General features: G+C 68.8%; 16 protein-coding genes. 11 read left to right on the forward strand and 5 right to left on the reverse strand.

The annotated features are described in order from the left end of the window. Positions 1-376 (reverse strand): lyase family protein (locus IV088_RS17940; protein ID WP_291105024.1); only part of this gene is annotated, 376 nt, incomplete at its 3' end. A 125-nt stretch (positions 377-501) separates the two neighbouring features. On the opposite strand from IV088_RS17940, the gene IV088_RS17945 reads away from it, so the two are divergent. Then, positions 502-1,563: a sensor histidine kinase gene (locus IV088_RS17945; RefSeq protein ID WP_291105027.1), complete on the forward strand. Its 1,062-nt coding sequence runs from the start codon at positions 502-504 to the stop codon at positions 1,561-1,563. 35 nt (positions 1,564-1,598) lie between these two features. Next, on the forward strand, positions 1,599-2,339 hold the full coding sequence (locus IV088_RS17950) for a LytTR family DNA-binding domain-containing protein (protein ID WP_291105030.1): 741 nt from the start codon (positions 1,599-1,601) through the stop codon (positions 2,337-2,339). 287 nt (positions 2,340-2,626) lie between these two features. Here IV088_RS17950 and recJ read toward each other — a convergent pair whose 3' ends face one another. Further along, positions 2,627-4,363 carry a single-stranded-DNA-specific exonuclease RecJ gene (recJ, locus tag IV088_RS17955; protein ID WP_291105033.1) on the reverse strand — a complete coding sequence of 579 codons (1,737 nt, stop codon included), beginning with the start codon at positions 4,361-4,363 and terminating at the stop codon, positions 2,627-2,629. Continuing rightward, entirely contained in the window at positions 4,360-5,340 is a 981-nt protein-coding gene (locus IV088_RS17960) for a phosphoglycerate mutase (RefSeq protein ID WP_291105036.1), read from the reverse strand. Before IV088_RS17960 ends, recJ begins: the two co-directional genes overlap by 4 nt. Before the next feature lie 44 nt (positions 5,341-5,384). Between IV088_RS17960 and IV088_RS17965 the strand changes: the two genes are divergently transcribed. Both IV088_RS17965 and lolD read left to right on the forward strand, forming a co-directional pair. Next, the gene (locus IV088_RS17965; RefSeq protein ID WP_291105039.1) at positions 5,385-6,641 is read left to right on the forward strand and encodes a lipoprotein-releasing ABC transporter permease subunit; all 1,257 of its coding nucleotides are present in this window, start codon (positions 5,385-5,387) and stop codon (positions 6,639-6,641) included. Positions 6,642-6,643: 2 nt separating this feature from the next. Beyond that, on the forward strand, positions 6,644-7,321 hold the full coding sequence (lolD, locus tag IV088_RS17970; RefSeq protein WP_291105043.1) for a lipoprotein-releasing ABC transporter ATP-binding protein LolD: 678 nt from the start codon (positions 6,644-6,646) through the stop codon (positions 7,319-7,321). On the opposite strand, the gene IV088_RS17975 is transcribed toward lolD, so the two are convergent. Next, on the reverse strand, positions 7,296-7,739 hold the full coding sequence (locus IV088_RS17975; RefSeq protein WP_291105046.1) for an META domain-containing protein: 444 nt from the start codon (positions 7,737-7,739) through the stop codon (positions 7,296-7,298). The two genes, lolD and IV088_RS17975, sit on opposite strands and share 26 nt — an antisense overlap. Before the next feature lie 74 nt (positions 7,740-7,813). On the opposite strand from IV088_RS17975, the gene IV088_RS17980 reads away from it, so the two are divergent. Then, positions 7,814-8,662 carry a TatD family hydrolase gene (locus tag IV088_RS17980; protein ID WP_291105048.1) on the forward strand — a complete coding sequence of 283 codons (849 nt, stop codon included), beginning with the start codon at positions 7,814-7,816 and terminating at the stop codon, positions 8,660-8,662. Beyond that, positions 8,659-9,156, forward strand: a complete 498-nt coding sequence (locus tag IV088_RS17985; protein ID WP_291105051.1) for a DNA-deoxyinosine glycosylase — start codon at positions 8,659-8,661, stop codon at positions 9,154-9,156. Before IV088_RS17980 ends, IV088_RS17985 begins: the two co-directional genes overlap by 4 nt. 289 nt (positions 9,157-9,445) lie before the next feature. Here IV088_RS17985 and IV088_RS17990 read toward each other — a convergent pair whose 3' ends face one another. Further along, a complete protein-coding gene (locus tag IV088_RS17990; RefSeq protein ID WP_291105054.1) occupies positions 9,446-10,255 on the reverse strand; it encodes a mechanosensitive ion channel family protein in 810 nt (269 codons plus the stop codon). A 141-nt stretch (positions 10,256-10,396) separates the two neighbouring features. Here IV088_RS17990 and IV088_RS17995 point away from each other — a divergent pair, with 141 nt between their 5' ends. The 5 genes from IV088_RS17995 to IV088_RS18015 are packed head-to-tail and all read left to right on the forward strand — an operon-like array spanning position 10,397 to position 15,549. Continuing rightward, on the forward strand, positions 10,397-11,179 hold the full coding sequence (locus IV088_RS17995; RefSeq protein WP_291105057.1) for a spermidine synthase: 783 nt from the start codon (positions 10,397-10,399) through the stop codon (positions 11,177-11,179). Between the two features lie 7 nt (positions 11,180-11,186). Next, a complete protein-coding gene (locus tag IV088_RS18000; RefSeq protein ID WP_291105060.1) occupies positions 11,187-13,004 on the forward strand; it encodes a GspE/PulE family protein in 1,818 nt (605 codons plus the stop codon). A gap of 22 nt (positions 13,005-13,026) precedes the next feature. Next, positions 13,027-13,740: a Crp/Fnr family transcriptional regulator gene (locus IV088_RS18005; RefSeq protein ID WP_291105062.1), complete on the forward strand. Its 714-nt coding sequence runs from the start codon at positions 13,027-13,029 to the stop codon at positions 13,738-13,740. 52 nt (positions 13,741-13,792) lie between these two features. After that, complete coding sequence (locus IV088_RS18010) at positions 13,793-14,728, forward strand: DMT family transporter (protein ID WP_291105064.1); 936 nt, start codon at positions 13,793-13,795, stop codon at positions 14,726-14,728. A gap of 23 nt (positions 14,729-14,751) precedes the next feature. After that, on the forward strand, positions 14,752-15,549 hold the full coding sequence (locus IV088_RS18015) for an SDR family oxidoreductase (RefSeq protein WP_291105065.1): 798 nt from the start codon (positions 14,752-14,754) through the stop codon (positions 15,547-15,549). The last annotated feature ends 59 nt before the right edge of the window (positions 15,550-15,608 follow it).

A 15,608-nucleotide genomic window follows, 5' to 3' on the forward strand; every position in this document is an offset into this window, starting at 1 on the left:
GCACGTCGGTGGCGACCTGGTCGTTGCGGCTGCGGCCGGTGTGCAGGCGCTTGCCAGCGTCGCCCACCAGCTGGGTCAGGCGGGCCTCGATGTTCAGGTGCACGTCTTCGAGGTCGAGCTTCCACTCGAAGCCGCCCGACTCGATCTCGCTGCGGATCTGCGCCATGCCGCGCTGGATGTCGGCCAGGTCGCTGGCGCCGATGATCTTCTGCGCGGCCAGCATCTCGGCGTGGGCCAGGCTGCCGGTGATGTCGGCCAGCCAGAGGCGTTTGTCGAAGAACACGCTGGCGGTGTAGCGCTTGACCAGATCGCTCATGGGCTCCGAGAACAGGGCGGACCAGGCTTCGGATTTTTTGTCGAATTGGTTGGTGGACATGGTGTGGCCGGCAGCGGCGGGATGGGGGATTCAGAGGGGCGCCAGGCGCTGGGCCAGGCTGGCCGGGTGGCTCAAACGGGTCGCCGTTGCCCCAAAGGGCGGTCGCGGCCTATAGTGCGAGCGTTATGCGTGACTCCCGAATTTTATCGACCTTCCAGGACCTGACCACCGCGACGGGTGCCTTGCCGCTCTCGCAGATGCCGGATCACCCACGTGCGGAAGCACTGATTTTTGACACCTGCCAGGTCGGCGTGGTGTTGCGTGCGGTGATGTTGGTGCAGGCGGTGGCCTGGGTGGCGGCGCTGTATGGCGCGCAGGGCTGGTGGGGTTGGATGACCCAGGTGGCCCTGTTCACGGCGGCGACCTTGCCCTCGGTGCTGATCTGGCTGCTGGCGGTGTGTGCCTTGAAACGCCCGCTCGCCCGCCTGCCGATGCAGGCGCAATGGACGTCCGGCATCGTGCTCGGCGCGGTCTCGGCGATCTACGGCTGTGGCCTGCTGGCCTGGACCGGGCTGGTGGACCCGGCGCCCTGGCTGGCCAGTGCCGCGTCGGGTGCGCTGATGGCGGCGGTGCTGGTGGCGGCCCTGGTGTGGCGCGCCCGGGCGCGGGCGCCGGCCGGCACGACCGCTCGGCTCGCCGAGCTGCAGGCGCGCATACGCCCCCACTTTCTGTTCAACACGCTCAACAGCGCGATCGCGCTGGTGCGCGCCGAGCCCGCCAAGGCCGAGGCGCTGCTCGAAGACCTGAGCGAGCTGTTCCGCCACGCCCTCGCCGACGCGCAGGAGGCGGTGCCGCTGTGGCAGGAGCTGGAGCTGGCCGAGCACTACCTCGCCATCGAGCAGGTGCGGTTTGGGGACCGCCTGCGGCTGGAGTGGAACCTGGACGAGAAGGCGTCGGAGGCGCTGTTGCCGCCGCTGATCCTGCAGCCCCTGGTCGAGAATGCGGTGAAACACGGTGTGGAGCCGAGCCCGACCGGCGCGGTGGTGCGCATCAGCACGCAGCTCCGGGGGTCGACGGTCGTGATCAAGGTGACCAACACCGTGCCCTCGGGCAGTGGTTCGCGCGGCCACGGCCTGGCACTGGACAATGTGCGACAGCGGCTGACGCTGTTGCACGATGTCCAAGGCCGCTTTCAAAGTGCGCTGGTGAACGGCGTGTTTCAGGTGCGTCTTGAAATACCGCTATAAGTCTGCCTGTTCAGGCGGCAACAACGGAGCGTGACATGGCATTGAAGGTTCTGATCGTTGACGACGAGGCGCTGGCCAGATCCCGCCTGTGCACGCTGCTGGGCGACTGCACCTCGCCGCACGCCGAGGTGGTGGGCGAAGCGGGCAACGCGGTGCAGGCGATGGAGCAGCTCCAGCGCCTGTCCTGCGACCTGGTGCTGCTCGACATCCACATGCCGGGTGTGGATGGCATGGCGCTGGCGGCCAATATCCAGCAGATGCCCTCGCCACCCAAGGTGGTGTTTGTCACGGCACACGCCGAACACGCGGTGCGGGCCTTCGACCTGGAGGCGGTGGACTACCTGACCAAGCCGGTGCGCCTGGAGCGGTTGCAGCTGGCTTTGCAGAAGGTGCAGCGCCAGCGCAGCGCCGGCGAGGTGGCGGAGGCGTCGGCCGGGGCCGAGAGCCTGTTGATCCAGGAGCGCGGACGCAGCGAGCGGGTGGCGCTGGCCGATGTGATCTACCTCAAGGCCGAGCTGAAGTACATCACCGTGCGCACGGCCGACAAGGAGCACATCTTTGACGGTGCCTTGAGCGATCTGGAACAGAAGTTTGCGCACCTCTTTGTGCGCGTGCACCGCAACGCCTTGGTGGCCCGGCGCCGGGTGCGGGCGGTGGAGAAGCACAACGACCCGGTCGAGGGCGAGGGCTGGACGGTGCGGCTGGATGGGGTGGACGAGCGGCTGGCTGTGTCTCGCCGTCAGCTGGCTGCGGTTCGCGAGGCTTTGGTGAGCTGACGTTTCTTCTTTGGCGTTGCTCTGTAGGTTTTCTCCGGCTGCTCCGGTCTTCGGCGACCGGGGTGACCGGCTCCGCTCATGTCCCCCGACGGCCTGCGGCCGTCTCCTCCTTGACTTCGCTGCGCCGGTCACCCCGATCACCGAAGACCTCCTGGCGTGCCAGTGGAGGGGTGCAAACCAAGTCACTTGCAGGAGGGGGAGTGGTTTCCAGGGTAACGCGGAACCGGCTTTGCCGGGCCGCCAGTGCCGCCCCCTTGGGGGGGGACGCCGCAGGCGGCGCGGGGGGATCAAGTTTCTGCCGCCTCGATGAGAAACCGAACCCGCCGCTGCCCCTGCCACTCATCCGCATCGAGCCGAAAAGCCAGCTTCACCCGCTCAGGCAAAGGCTCGGTGTGGCCGAACCAGATGCCGTCCACCGGGTCACCCTGGTGCTTCATCTTCAGCGCCAGGTGCTTCTCGCCCACCAGCCGCTGCGACACGATCTGCAGCTCTTCGCAGAACACCGGCGGCGCAAACCCCTGGCCCCACACCTCGTGGTGCAGCGTGTCCACCAGGTCGGTGCGGCGGTACTGCTTGTCGAGCGCGCCGTCGGCCTCCATGCGGCGCTGCAGGGTGGCGGCATCCAGCCATTCGTGGGCCACCTGCTGCAGCGCGGCCTCGAAAATGTCCAGGTGTTCTTCGTCGATGGTGCAACCCGCCGCCATGGCGTGGCCGCCGAAGCGCAGCAACACGCCCGGGTGGCGCTTGGCCACGAGGTCCAGCGCGTCGCGCAGGTGAAAGCCAGGGATGGAGCGGCCCGAACCCTTGAGCTCGTTTTCCTTGCCCTCGGCGCCGCTGGCGGCGAAGACGAAGGTGGGGCGGTGCATCTTGTCCTTCAGGCGCGAAGCGACGATGCCGACCACGCCCTCGTGGAAGTCCGGGTCGAACACGATCAGGGCCGGTGGAGGCTCCTCCGACTCGTCGAACATCTCCTCGGCCAGCAACAGCGCCTGGTCGCGCATCTCGCCTTCGATCGCCTTGCGCTCGCGGTTGATGCCGTCGAGCGTGCGCGCGAGTTCGTCCGCGCGCAGGCCGTCGTCGGTGGTCAGGCACTCAATGCCCAGCGTCATGTCGGCCAGGCGGCCGGCGGCGTTCAGGCGCGGACCGAGGGCAAAGCCGAAGTCGAAGCTCGTGGCCTTGGCCGGCTGGCGCGATGCGACATTGAACAGCGCCGTCATGCCCGGCGGCATGGCGCCGGCGCGCACGCGCTTCAGACCCTGGGCCACGAGGCGGCGGTTGTTGGCGTCGAGCTTCACCACGTCGGCGACCGTTCCCAATGCGACCAGGGGCAACAAGGCGTCGATCTTGGGTTGCGTCTGCGCGGTGAACACGCCGCGCTCGCGCAGCTCGGCGCGCAAGGCGAGCAGCACATAGAACATCACGCCGACGCCGGCGATCGACTTGCTCTCGAAGTCGCAACCGGGCTGGTTGGGGTTGACGATCACGCAGTCGGCGGGCACCACGACCTCGCCGCCCTTGAGCGCGGGCAGGTGGTGGTCGGTCACGATGACCTGCAGGCCCAGCTCGCGTGCGGCGCGCACGCCGTCGAGGCTGGCGATGCCGTTGTCCACCGTGACCAGCACATCAGCGCCCTGCGCCTTCACGCGTTTCGCGATGGCCGGCGTGAGGCCGTAACCGTCGGTCACGCGGTCGGGCACCAGGTAGTTCACTCGGTCAAAGCCCATGGGCGCACCCAGCAGGCGCAGGCCGCGCAGGCCCACGGCGCAGGCGGTGGCGCCGTCGCAGTCGTAGTCGGCCACGATGCAGATGGCTTTGTGGGCCGCCATGGCGTCGGCCAGCGCGCGCGCGGCTTCCTGTGCGCCCTTCATGGACGATGGCGGCAGCAGCAGCGAGAGCGCGTCGTCGAGCTGGTCTTTGCTGGTGATGCCGCGCGCGGCGAACAGGCGCGCCAGCAGCGGGTGCACGCCGCCTTGCTCCAGCGCCCAGGCGGCACGGGGGGGGACGTCGCGGGTGATGATCTTCATAGGTCTTTCAAGGTCTGGCTGGCCGGCGCGCGGCCGAGCAGGTGTTTGAACGGGCGAGTCAGTCGGGCGAAGGCGCTGGCGGGCTGGGTGGTCCAGGTGCGGGCGTGGCGTTCGCCGCAGAGGGTGAGGGTGACGCGGTCGCCGCGCCGTGCCGCGGCCAGCAGACCGGCGATCTCGTTCCCGTCCAGCGCCTGCCAGGCCGTTTTCCAGCCCGCCCAGTCGGCCCGCAGCGCCGCCTGGCGCAGGCCCTCGGTCATGGCGGGCGGCTCGCGCAGCACGGGCACGGCGTCGAGCGCGCCGGCGCCGTGCACCCAGAAGCCGTTGACCGGCAGCAGGCCACGGGCGGTGCGCGCGTCGTGCACCGGGTGGGTGTAGAACAGCATCTGCGCCTCGCTCTGCAGGCGCTTGAGCAGTTGTGCGCCGGCCGGGTTGGCGGGGCTCTCGGTCATCCAGGCGTCCACCTGGCGCCCGCTCACGCGGTCCAGGCTGGCGCAGGCAACACCACGCAGCGGCTCACCACTGGCGTGCCACTGGGTGGCGCTTTCAAAGCGCAGGGTGATGCCGTCTTCGGCGCAGAACGGCGCGAGCGCGTCGAGCAGCGCGCGCGATTCGGCCTCGGGCAGGTCGAGTTGCGAGCCGGGCAGCAGCTGCACCATCTCCATGCCCACCTGGAAGTGGCAGGGGCTGAACCAGGCCTGCGGCACCGTGGGGGCATCGCTCTGCGCGGCCACCCAGGGCATGCGGCCGTCGCCGGCCACCGGCAGGCCCAGCGCCCGGGCCAGGGCGCGCTCGTGCGGCGGGCTCAGGGCCTCGTCTTCACCCCGGTCGGGCGCCTGTTCGGTCAGCAAGGCCAGCAGTTCGGCCAGGCGGGGCAGTGGCAGCCCGGGCAGCAGGGCCTGGCATTCGGGGGCACTCGCGGCGGCGAAGGGAACCAGCAGGTGGTGGGGCGACTCGGGAACCAGGGGCGGGGCGGGCATGACGCGATTGTCGGGGATGCCACAATCGCCGCTGGAATCCATTCATGCAAACCCCCTACGAACTCATTCTCGGCTGGCGCTACACGCGCGCCGGCCGCGCCACCCGGCGCAACGGCTTCATCTCTTTCATCTCGGGCGTGTCCATGCTGGGCATCGCGCTCGGCGTGGCCGCGCTCATCGTCGTGTTGTCGGTGATGAACGGGTTCCAGAAAGAGGTGCGCGACCGCATGCTGGGGGTGCTGTCGCACATCGAACTGTTTGAACCCGGCGGCCAGGCCATCCCCAACCTCGATGCGGTGCTGGCCACCGTGCGCAAGCACCCCGAGGTCGTGGGCGCTGCGCCGTTCGTGGGCGCGCAGGCGCTGCTGGCGCGCGGCGAAGACATGAAGGGCGCCCTGGTGCGCGGCATCGACCCGGCGCTGGAGCCGCAGGTGACCGAGCTCGCCAAAGATCTCTCGCAGACCGTGCTGCCGAGCCTGGTGCCCGGCGAGTTCGGGATCATCCTGGGCGGTGAGCTCGCGCGCAGCCTGGGTGTGGGCACCGGCGACACGGTGACCCTGATCGCGCCCAGCGGGCAGGTGACCCCGGCCGGCGTGGTGCCGCGCATCCGCCAGATGTCGGTGGTGGGCACCTTCGATTCGGGCCACTACGAGTACGACTCGGCGCTGGCCCTGCTGCACCAGGACGACGCCGCGCGCATCTTCCGCGTGGAAGGCCCGACGGGCGTGCGCATCAAGATCCGCGACCTGCACCAGGCGCGCGAGGTCGCCATCGAGCTGGCCAGCCAGCTCGACCCGGGGCTGCTGGTGCGCGACTGGACGCGCCAGAACCGCACCTGGTTCGCGGCGGTGCAGCTCGAAAAACGCATGATGTTCATCATCCTCACCCTGATCGTGGCGGTGGCGGCGTTCAACCTCGTGTCCACGCTGGTGATGACCGTGACCGACAAGCGCGCCGACATCGCCATCCTGCGCACGCTGGGCGCGAGCCCGAAAAGCATCATGGGCATCTTCATGGTGCAGGGCGCCATGGTGGGAGTGATCGGGACCGGCCTGGGCCTGCTGCTGGGGCTGGGCATCGCCTTCAACATCGACACCATTGTGCCCGCGCTGGAGCGCGCGCTGGGCGCGAGCTTCCTGCCGCAGGACATCTACCTGATCAGCCGCATGCCCAGCGACCCGCAGCGCAGCGACATCATGCCGATCGCGGTGATCTCGCTGGTGCTGGCTTTCCTGGCCACGATCTACCCGAGCTGGCGCGCGAGCCGCGTGAACCCTGCGGAAGCGTTGAGGTACGAGTGAACATGAGCCAAGTCGTTCTGCAGGCCACCGGCCTGACCAAGCGATTCACCGAAGGCCGGCTCGACGTGACCGTGCTGAAGGGCGTGGACCTCACCGTGCGCGCGGGCGAGACCATCGCCATCGTCGGCGCATCGGGTTCGGGCAAAAGCACGCTGCTGCACCTGCTGGGCGGGCTGGACGCGCCCACCTCGGGGAGCGTCACGCTGATGGGCCAGCCGCTCGCCGGCCTGAGCGCCGCGCAGCAGGGCGAGCTGCGCAACCAGCACCTCGGTTTCGTTTACCAGTTCCATCACCTGCTGCCGGAGTTCAGTGCGCGCGACAACGTGGCCATGCCGCTGTGGATCCGGCGGCAGTCGCGCGTCGAGGCGGGTGCCCAGGCGGCCAAGGTGCTGGCCAAGGTGGGGCTTTCAGAGCGGTTGCAGCACCGTCCCGCCGAGCTGTCGGGCGGCGAACGCCAGCGCGTGGCGATCGCGCGGGCGCTGGTGGCGAACCCGGCCTGCGTGCTGGCCGACGAGCCCACCGGCAACCTCGACCGCGCCACCGCCGACGGCGTGTTCGAGCTGATGCTGCAACTGGCCCGCGATCAGGGCACGGCGTTCATCGTCGTGACCCACGACGAAACCCTGGCCGCGCGTTGCGGCCGGGTGCTGCGGCTCACGGCCGGGGTGCTGACCGGCTGAAGCGCAGCGGCTGGTCCATGCCTTCGACGTGGATCAGCAGCGAGCCGTCTTTCACCTCGTAGCGCTGCGCCTTCTGCAGAGCGCCCAGGTAGCGCATTTCCTGTTGGCTGGCGCCGCCCATGCAGGCCATCTTGGTGGCGGCGAGCAGGCCGAAGCGGATGCGGTCGCGGTCGATCTCGACCGTGCCGAAGAAGCGGTTGCACGAGCCATGTCCGGCCGCCTGCCCGGGCTGCGGGAAGGCGAGCGTGGCGGCCGGTTGCGCCATGGCCGCCTGGCCGCCCAGGTCAAGCAACCGCCATTCGCTGCCCCAGAGCGGCACCGGTGGGGTCGCGGCGGTGCCGCCGGCCGCGCAACCGGCCAGCGCGGCGATCAGCGGAATGCAAAAGGCAAAGCGGAAACGGGGCAAACGCAGCGACATGAAACATCCTCCTGGGTGGGCGCATCCCGCGCCAAAACTGGTGCGGGCACAATGATTGAAGGAGTTATACCCCGATGTGGATCGACACCCATTGCCATCTTGACGCCCCCGAGTTCGGCCCTGCCCACGAAGGCGCGGTGGCGGCGCGGGCGCTGGCGGCCGAGCGCGGTGTGGGGCTTTGCGTCATCCCGGCGGTCGAGCGCAGCAACCTGGACACGGTGCGCCGGCTCGCGCACCGGCTGGGCGACGCCTATGCGCTGGGCATCCACCCGCTGTACGTGCCCCGCGCCGACGACGCCGATCTGGCGCACCTCGACGCCGCGCTCACCGAGCACCGCGACGACCCCCGGCTGGTGGCGGTGGGCGAGATCGGGCTGGACTTCTTCGTGCCCGCGCTGTGCGAACCCGCGATGCGCGAGCGCCAGATCCGCTTCTACCGCGCGCAGCTGCGGCTCGCGCGCAAGCACGGGTTGCCGGTGATCGTGCACGTGCGGCGCAGCGCCGACGTGCTGCTCAAGCACCTGCGCGAGCTGCCCACGGGTGGCGGCATCGCCCACGCCTACAACGGCAGCGCGGCGCAGGCCAAGGCTTTCATCGACCTGGGGTTCAAGCTCGGCTTCGGTGGCGCCGCGACTTTCGAGCCGGCGCTGAAGCTGCGTGCCCTGGCGGCCGAGCTGCCGCTGGATGCGCTGGTGCTGGAGACCGACGCGCCTGACATCCCGCCCCACTGGCTCTACGCTACCGCCGCCGAGCGCGCGGCGGGCCAGGCCCAGGGCGTGAACACGCCGGCGGAGCTGCCGCGCATCGGCGCCGTGATCGCGGGTTTGCGTGGGCTGCCGCCAGAGGCCCTGGCCCAGGCGAGCACCACGAATGCTTTGGCCGCGCTGCCCCGGCTGGCGGCCCTGAGGCACAAGCCGGCATGAGCCGCCTGCAGGGTTTGCCGCCGGTGCTGGATGCGCGCACGCGCCTGCTGGTGCTGGGGAGCTTTCCGGGGGTGGCGTCGTTGCGCGCGCAGCAGTATTACGGCCACCCGCAGAACCAGTTCTGGAAAATCCTCGGGACGCTGTGGGGCGTGGACCTGAAGGCGTTGCCTTACGAGGCGCGCATCGCTGCCTTGCATGAACACGGTCTGGGGGTGTGGGACGTGTATGGCGCGTGTGAGCGTGAGGGCAGCCTGGACGCGGACATCCGCCATGCGGAGCTCAACGATTTCGCCTGGGTGCAGCGGCAGTGCCCGCTGCTGCAGGGCATTGCCCACAACGGGGGAGAGAGTTACCGGCATTCGAAGCACACCTCGTCGCTCGGGGTACCTGTTTACAAGCTGCCTTCGACGAGCCCGGCCAACGCGGGATGGTCGTTTGAGCGCAAGCTGGCGGCTTGGTCTGAGGTGTTGCGTTTACACATTGTTGCTTTGTAGCTTTGCCTGGCGTCTGCTTCGCGGGATCGCTGCGGCGGTGCGCTCTGCGCCGCTCGTGTCCCCCGGACCGGGCTTCGCCCGGTCCTCCTCCTTTTACCTCGCTTTGCAGAACGCACCGCCCCAGCGATCCGGGACAGTGTTGGCGCTCCAAGGTTGGCGCGCCACGACCTTTACTGGAGGTTGGTGACCGGTGGCCGACGCAGCGAAATAAAGGAGGAGGGCCGGAACGGCCCGGGGGACATTCGCGGAGTCGGCCGCCGGTCGCCAGCCTCCCCGCGAGGTGTCCGAATCAGACAGACCGGTGCACCATAGGCGTCTCAGGCGTCGGGTACCCGGCCGCACCGAACGTCGCCACGATGGCCTTGTTGGTGTCGAAATAAACCTGCCAGTAGTGGTCGGTGTGGGTGTAGGGGCGCACGCACAGCAGCGGGCCCTCGGGTGTGAACTGCAGGATCTCGATGTCCGGCGCGGGCGAGTCCTTCACGTTCGGGATCGCAGCGATCACCGGACGCAGCCGCGCAATGGCGTCCATCACGTCCACGCTGTTGGCCACTTTCGCCACGCAGTCCACGCGGCGGAACGGCTCGGCGCTGAAGTTCTGCACGTTGTCCGCGAACACCTTGTTGTTGCCCACCACCGTCATCACGTTGTCCGGCGTCAGCACCGTGGTGGCGAACAGGCCGAGTTCCTTCACCGTGCCCAGCGTGCCGCCGGCGTTGATGAAATCGCCCACCTTGTAGGGTCGCAGCACCTGCAGAAACAGGCCGGCCGCGAAGTTGCCCAGCATGCCGCTCCAGGCCGCACCGATGGCCAGGCCCGCGCCGGCCAGCAGGGCCGCGAACGAGGTGGTCTTGATGCCGAAAATGTCCAGGATCGCCAGCACCAGCACCAGCGTCAGCAGCACCGAAATGATCGATTTGAGGTACTGGGTCAGCGTGGCATCGATCTTCTTGCCTTTTTCCAGCGCCCGGCCGATCAGGCGCACGGCGATGCCGATCAACCAGCGGCCGATGACCCAGGCGGCGATGGCGCCCACGATCTTGAGTGCGAAGTCCGCACCCTGTGTGGAGAGAAAATTCCAGACAACTTCCATGTTCATAATGATTCCTTTCGCAGAACAAACCGTCCCGATGACATATTCCCTTCCCACCACCCGCTCGGCTGCTCTGGCTGGCGACGCGTCCGCCGTTTGTGTGGTTTTTCTTCCAGCGATGTTGTTTTCGAGGTCGGGGGTGGGCGCATGAAGGCGGGCGCCAACGCCACGGCCCGGGCCCGCAAAGAAGCCCAGGCCCTGCCTGAGGTCACGCTGTCGGAGGACGGCGAGGTGCGTTTCCTGCACCTGGGCACCGAGTGGATCCAGGGCTCGATGATCATTGCCGACCCGTTTGCCATCGAGCTGGACTACGTGCAGCGCATGATGGCCTGGCTGCTGTTCGTGGAGCCCGATTCGGTGGGCAAGCGCAAGGCCATGCAGCTCGGGCTCGGCTCGGCCGCGCTGACCAAGTTCCACTTCAAGAAGCTGCGCATGCACACGACGGCGGTCGAGATCAACCCGCAGGTGCTGGCCGCCTGCCAGGGCTGGTTCAAGCTGCCGCCCGACGGCCCGCGCCTGCGCGTGGTGCTGGCCGACGCGGGGCAGGAAATCCGCCAGGCAGAACACACCGGCACCATCGACGCGCTGCAGGTCGATCTGTACGACCACGAGGCCGCGGCGCCCGTGCTCGACAGCCCGGATTTCTACGCCGACTGCCGCTCGGTGCTGACCGACGATGGCGTCATGACCGTCAACCTGTTCGGCCGCGACGCGAGCTACGAGCGTTCGGTGCAGAGCATCTGTGCGGCCTTTGGTGACGATGCGGTGTGGGCGTTCAAGCCCACGCGCGAAGGCAACTCCATCGTGCTGGCGCAGCGCACGGCCAACCGGCCCACGCGCATGCAGCTGCTCGCGCGCGCCGAAGAGATCCAGTCGCGCTGGGGCTTGCCCGCGGTCAAGTGGTTGCGCATCTTCAAACCGGTCCAGTGAGATTCGAATGAAAACCTCCTCCAAAGCCGCACCGCTCCACGCCGCAGACATCGGCCCGCTCGACTGGCGCAACCTGGTGAAGTGGCTGCGCGAGGACGGCGTGATTTCCGCCGACGAGGCCGCCCGCACCGTGGCCCGTTGCGCCTCGGCGCACAGCGCGCAGCACCCGCTGCAGCGGCTCGCGGTGGTGGGCATGGCGCGTGAGAGCGATGGGCATGTGCTCGACATCGAAACGCTGACGCAATGGCTCGCGGAGCGCAGTGGCCTGGCCTACTTCCGCATCGACCCGCTCAAGGTGGACGTGGGCAAGGTGGCCGACGTGATGAGTGCGGCCTATGCCGAGCGCCACAAGGTGCTGCCGGTGCAGGTGAGCCCGACCGAGGTGGTGGTGGCCACGGCCGAACCCTACATCCGCGACTGGGTGCCCGAGGTGCAGCGCCAGACGCGCAAGAACGTGCGGTTGGTGCTCGCCAGCCCACAAGCCATCAACAGCTTCACCGCCGAGTTTTTTGCACTCGCCAAGTCGGTGCGCGCAGCCAGCAAGAGCGGTGGGCAGAATGGCTTCGGCAGCTTCGAGCAACTGGTGGAGCTGGGCAAGGCCAACAAGCAGCTCGACGCCAACGACCAGGGCGTGGTGCAGGTGGTGGACTGGCTCTGGCAATACGCCTTCGACCAGCGCGCCAGCGACATCCACCTGGAGCCGCGGCGCGAGCAGGGCGTGATCCGCTTCCGCATCGACGGCGTGCTGCACCCGGTGTACCAGATGCCGATGGGCGTGATGAACGCCATGATCGCGCGCATCAAGCTGCTGGGCCGCATGGACGTGGTGGAGAAGCGCCGCCCGCAGGACGGCCGCATCAAGACCGTGCGCCCCGGCATCGGCGCCACGCGCGGCGACGAGGTGGAGATGCGCCTGTCCACCCTGCCCACCGCCTTCGGCGAAAAGCTGGTGATGCGCATCTTCGACCCCGAGGCGACGGTGAAAGACCTGAGCGCGCTGGGCTTCGCGCCCCACGACGCGTTGCGCTGGGAAGGGCTGACCAAACGCCCGCACGGCATCATCCTCGTGACCGGCCCCACCGGCTCGGGCAAGACCACCACGCTCTACGCCACGCTCAAACGCCTGGCGACCGAAGAGGTGAACGTGAGCACGGTGGAGGACCCGATCGAGATGATCGAACCCGCCTTCAACCAGACCCAGGTGCAGCCGCATCTGGACCTGGACTTTGCGCAGGGCCTGCGCGCGCTGATGCGGCAGGACCCGGACATCATCATGGTGGGCGAGGTGCGCGACCTGAACACCGCCGAGATGGCGGTGCAGGCCGCGCTCACCGGCCACCTGGTGTTCACCACGCTGCACACCAACGACGCGCCCTCGGCCATCATGCGGCTGATGGAGCTGGGCATCCCGCCCTACCTGATCAACGCCACGGTGCTCGGCGTGCTGGCGCAGCGCCTGGTGCGCACGCTGTGCCCGTCCTGCCGCATCCGCGAAGACGAGGCCACCGCGGCGACCTCGCGCGAGACGCTCGCCGAGCTGGTGAAGCCCTGGCAGGTGAGCGGCAAATACCGACCGTACCAGCCGGTGGGCTGCGTGGACTGCCGCATGACCGGCTACCGAGGCCGCATGGGCCTGTACGAGCTGCTGACGGTGACCGAAGCCTTCAAGGACCGGGTCAACCACGAGCCCAAGATGGAGACGCTGCGCCGCCAGGGCGTGACCGACGGCATGCGCCCGCTGCGCCTGGCCGGCGCGGCGCGGGTGGCCGAAGGTTTGACCACGCTGGACGAGGTGCTGGCCTGCACGCCCCCGGTGAACGGATGAAGTGTCGGCACAGAATGCGAGCATGATCCCCATCAAGACCGAATCGGCCTGGCGCGGCACCGCCGATTGCCGCCGTTGCGGCATCCGCGACATGGTGCTGTTTGCCGACCTGCGCGAGGAAGACTTCAACCTGATCCACGCGCCCATCGACGACCTGGAGTACGCCGCTGGCCAGCCGCTGCTGCGCATGGGCGAAACCGCCACCTCGCTCTACACCCTGCGTTCGGGCGTGATCAAGCTGGTGCGCAACACGGTGGACGGGCGCCAGCGCATCGTGCGCGTGCTGCGCAGCGGCGACGTGGTCGGGCTCGAAGCGCTGATGGGGCCGACCTACGATGCCGACGCGATCGCGCTCACGCCGATCAAGGTGTGTCGCCTGCCATTGCAGGTGATCCAGCGCCTCAACCGCGAAACGCCGCGCCTGCACCAGCGCCTGCTGGAGCAGTGGCACCACAGCCTGAAAGAGGCCGACGACTGGCTGGCCGAACTCAATTTCGGCAATGCGCGCCAGCGCCTGGCCGGGCTGATCCTGAAAATGCGGTCCGCGCACGACCCCGAGACCTGCACGCTCTTCTCGCGCGAAGACATGGGCGCCATGCTCGACCTGCAACTGGAGACGGTGAGCCGCACGCTCAACGCTTTCGCGCGCGAGGGCCTGATCGAGCCCATGGACAAGGTCGGGCGTGTGTACCGCGTGGTGGACGCCGAACGCCTGCGGGCGCCCAAGGGCGACTGAGTCGCCGACCCTGCGCCTGCGAGGGCGTGAGCGACTGTTGATAATTCACCGGATGTCCGCCACGCCATCTTCCGCTCTGTCATCGCCGCATCCCCATCTCGCCTCCGGCCTGCTGCTCGCCAGCGCGGGCTCCATCGCCTTCAGCGGCAAGGCCATCATCGTCAAGCTCGCCTACCGCCACGGCGTGGACGCGGTGACGCTGATCATGTACCGCATGCTGTTTGCGCTGCCGCTGTTCCTGGCGCTGGCCTGGTGGGCCAGCCGCGGCAAACCGCCGCTCACCCGCAAGGACTGGCTCGGCATCCTGGGCCTGGGGTTCACCGGCTACTACCTCGCGAGCTTCCTCGACTTCTGGGGCCTGCAGTACATCAGCGCCAGCCTGGAGCGGCTGATCCTCTACCTCAACCCCACGCTCGTGCTGGTGCTCGGCTGGGTCCTCTACCAGCGCCGCATCAGCGGTCTGCAGGCGGCGGCCATGGCGGTGAGCTACGCGGGCGTGCTGCTGGTGTTTGGCCACGAGGCCGACTTCGCCGGGCCGGGTGCGGCGCTGGGCGCGCTGCTGGTGTTCGGCAGTGCCATCAGTTACGCCATCTACCTCGTGTACAGCGGCGAACTGGTCAAACGCCTGGGCTCCATGCGCCTGGTGGGCCTGGCCACCAGCGTGGCCTGTGCGCTGTGCCTGCTGCAGTTTGTGGTGCTGCGCCCGCTGGATGCGGCCACCGCGGTGGCGCCCGAGGTGATCTGGCTCTCGATGCTCAACGCCACGCTGTGCACCTTCGCGCCCGTGATCATGGTGATGATGGGCATCGAGCGCATCGGCGCCGGGCTCGCCGCGCAGACCGGCATGATCGGCCCCATGTCCACCATCGCCATGGGCGTGCTGATCCTGGACGAGCCGTTCAACGGCTGGATCATCGCGGGCACGGTGCTGGTGGTGTCGGGCGTGTTTCTGGTGACGCGCTTTGGCGCGGCCAACGCCGCGAAATGACTTTCTGAATCGGAGACTTTCACATGGACTTGGGCATCAAGGGCAAATGGGCGCTGGTCTGCGGCGCGAGCAAAGGCCTCGGCCTGGGCTGCGCGCAGGCGCTGGCGGGCGAGGGTGTGCACGTGGTGATGGTGGCGCGCGGACGCGAGGCGCTGGAGGCCTCGGCCGCCGCGCTGCGCACCGCAGCCCCCGGCGTGCAGGTGATCGCGGTGGCCGCCGACATCACCACGCCTGAAGGCCGAGCCGCGGCGTTCGCCGCCCCGGGCGGGCCGGGCACGGCCTTCGACATCGTGGTCACCAACGCGGGCGGCCCACCGCCCGGCGACTTCCGCAGCTGGGACCGCGAGGCCTGGATCAAGGCCGTGGACGCCAACATGCTCACCCCCATCGAACTGATCAAGGCCACGGTGGACGGCATGGCGGCGCGTGGCTTCGGCCGCATCGTCAACATCACCAGCAGCGCGGTGAAAGCGCCCATCGACATCCTGGGCCTGAGCAACGGCGCGCGCAGCGGCCTGACGGGTTTCGTGGCCGGCGTGGCGCGCAGCGGCATCGCGGCGCAGGGCGTGACCATCAACAACCTGCTGCCCGGCAAGTTCGACACCGACCGCATCGCCGCGACGCTCAAAGGGGCTGCTGAAAAAACGGGCAAACCGGTGGAAGAACTGCGCCGCCAGCAGCAGGCGCAGATTCCCGCCGGCCGCTACGGTCACCCGCAGGAGTTCGGCGCCATCTGCGCCTTCCTGTGCAGCCAGCAGGCGGCCTACATGACGGGGCAGAACGTGCTGGCCGATGGTGGTGCGTATCCGGGGACGTACTGAGGCTCCCCCCCGCGCCGCCTGCGGCGTCACCCCCCAGGGGGCGGCACTGGCGGCCCGGC

It is taken from the genome of Hydrogenophaga sp. (genome assembly GCF_018780075.1).
Taxonomy (GTDB): Bacteria; Pseudomonadota; Gammaproteobacteria; order Burkholderiales; family Burkholderiaceae_C; genus Hydrogenophaga.